This is a genomic window from Niastella sp., from assembly GCF_045805085.1.
GTDB lineage: Bacteria > Bacteroidota > Bacteroidia > Chitinophagales > Chitinophagaceae > Niastella.
Genome location: NZ_JBJMLX010000351.1, coordinates 1 through 2,720, shown reverse-complemented (window position 1 = coordinate 2,720; position 2,720 = coordinate 1). Strand labels below are relative to the sequence as shown.

Genomic DNA, 2,720 nt, shown 5'->3' with positions numbered 1-2,720 from the left:
TGACCAGCGCATTTTCGGTTCTGATCCTTTTGCCTGGGCAAACGTGCAAAAGGGTTGGGTTAATGGCACCTGGGATGGCAGCCTGGTCCCTACAACCAACTGGACCGATATGGTTAAACAAACCGGTATAACCCAGGACCATACCATCAGTGTTAGCGGTGGCTCGCCAAAAGTGAAGGCATATGCCTCTTTTGGTTATCTGAAGCAGCGCGGTACGCAACTGGGCCAGGATTATACCCGTTATTCTACCAAATTCAATATAGAGATCAACCCGGTTAAGTGGTTCACCATGGGAAGCAGCATTACTGCTACCTATGGTTTGCAGAATTATGGTTATTCAACTTCAAATGCTACCGGGCCCAGCTCCCTGTATGCAGCTGCCAACAATATGCTGCCTTATGCCATTCCATTCGACAGCAGCACCGGAAAACGCATCAATTTACCTGGTGGCGACGTTAATATTCAAAACCCCATCGGTGAAGACCAATACAATGTCAACCTGCGTAAGACCATGCGTACTTTAGGCGCCTTTTATGCAGAAGTTATGCCGATAAACGGGTTACGCTACCGGGTGACATTCGGGCCTGATTATAATAATCTGTATAATGGCCGTTACATGGACTCTATGTCTATCAACCGGGGAGCGGGACAAGCCGGTTCAAGCAGTTATGCTCAGTTGAACCAGGCTAACAATTTTGCCTGGACGCTGGACCAGTTGCTTACTTATAATAAAACCATTGGCGGCGAGCATAATATAGGCGCTACTTTCCTGTACAGTGCTACCAGTGTGCGTGATGAAACGTCTACAATGACCGCTACCAAATTACCCTGGGCCAGTCAAAAATGGTATTCGCTGAACTCGGTATCTGCTCTGGATGCCTTTGGTTCCGACCTGAAAGAAAGACAACTGCTTTCGTATATGGGCCGTATTACGTATGGGTTCAGAGGGAAATATTATTTTGATGCCTATACCCGTTGGGACGGCGCTTCTCAGTTAGCCAAAGGCCACAAATGGGATGTATTCCCGGCAGCATCAGTTGCCTGGCGCGCGAGCAATGAGCCTTTTATGAAGGAAATTTCCTGGATCGATAATTTGAAAGTACGCTTTGGGGTAGGATCAGTAGGGAATTCATCCATAGGAGCCTATACCACGCTTGGCCCTTCTCAAACGGAGTACTATACATGGGGTAGTGTGGTTGACCCGGGTTATATATCTTCTGACCCTTCTTCTAAAGACCCCGGTACAATGCCCAACCCTCATTTGAAGTGGGAGCGTACCACGCAGGAAGACCTGGGTGTTGAATTCCGCCTGTTCCAGGGAAGAGTTGACGGAGCCATCGATCTGTATGCTTCCAGAACAAAAAACCTGTTGCTGCTGCGTCCTATTCCCATTACAACCGGTTATCCCCAAACTTATGATAATGTAGGTTTAACAGCCAACAGAGGTATAGAGATCACGCTGCATACGGTAAACGTACGGCAAGGTGATTTCACCTGGTCTTCTACGGTGAACTGGTCGGCCAACCGCGACCGGATCGTAGAAACTGCTAATGGCAAAATGGATGATGTCTCCAGCGGATGGTTCATTGGCAAACGCCTGAATTCAATTTATGATTATGAGAAAGCAGGCATCTGGCAGGAAGGTGATAAGGATGAGCTGGCCAGCTTCAACGCCAACCTGCCTGCCGGCAGCCAGCTTAAGCCAGGTATGATAAAAGTGAAAGACCAGAATGGTGATTATAAAATAGACGCGAACAATGACCGTAAAGTGGTGGGTAACTTACAACCGAAGTGGAATGGCGGTTTGATGAACGAATTTACCTACAGAAACTGGGGGCTGAATATCTTCATTTTTTCCCGCTGGGGTTATTCCATCGTTACCGGTGCCGAAGCATTGCAGGGCCGTTTTGCGCAACGAGTGCTGAATTACTGGACTCCCGGCAACCCTACCAACGATTATCCGGCGCCTAACTATAATAATGGAACCGGTGATGCATTCCGTTCTGCTATGAACTACCAGGATGGTTCTTTTATCAAGATCAGGAATATATCGTTGTCGTACTGGATGCCTAAAAGCTTCATGAGCAGGCTGAAGATGAGAAACCTCCGTATTTACGGACAGGTATTGAACCCCGGTTTGATCTATTCAAAGATCAAATACATCGATCCAGACCTGAATGCAAAAGTGAAAACTTCAGATGGCGATCCGGGTGTATCTACTTATAACAGAGGTTTTGTAATTGGTGTGAATGCCGGTTTTTAACTATTAACGATTTAATACTACATATGTTACGTTCAAAAATATTGATTCCTGCAAGCGCATTAGCGTTGATGCTTGCAATAGGAGGGGCCTGTAAAAAATCATTCCTTGATGAAACCCTGATCTCTTCAAAAAGTACTCAGGATTATACTACAACAATAGGGTTGGATGGCCTGTCTACAGGCATGTACCAAAGCCTTCGTTTTCATTTTAACTACGAATGGGCTTATAGTACTACCAATTTGGGGGTTGACGAATTCACCATTGGCGACCCTGGTATGACAATGTGGAATGCATACGATAATAATCTGAATTCGCTTACAAAAGAGGTAAGAGACGTATGGGATAACATGTACGGCGCCATTAACTCGGCTAATATTCTTATTCAAAATGTGCCTTTGTATTATAACGGGGCAAACAAGAATACCCGCCTGGGTGAAGGATATTTTATGCGCGCCTT

At 46.0% G+C, this 2,720-nt stretch carries 1 protein-coding gene and 1 pseudogene; both read left to right on the top strand.

The genetic code is table 11. The annotated features are described in order from the left end of the window. On the top strand, positions 1 to 2,263 hold a 2,263-nt coding region (locus ACJ751_RS18420), incomplete at its 5' end, for a SusC/RagA family TonB-linked outer membrane protein (RefSeq protein WP_407746987.1). Between the two features lie 23 nt (positions 2,264 to 2,286). Further along, positions 2,287 to 2,720 (top strand): annotated as a pseudogene (locus ACJ751_RS18415) (RagB/SusD family nutrient uptake outer membrane protein); the annotation flags it as partial.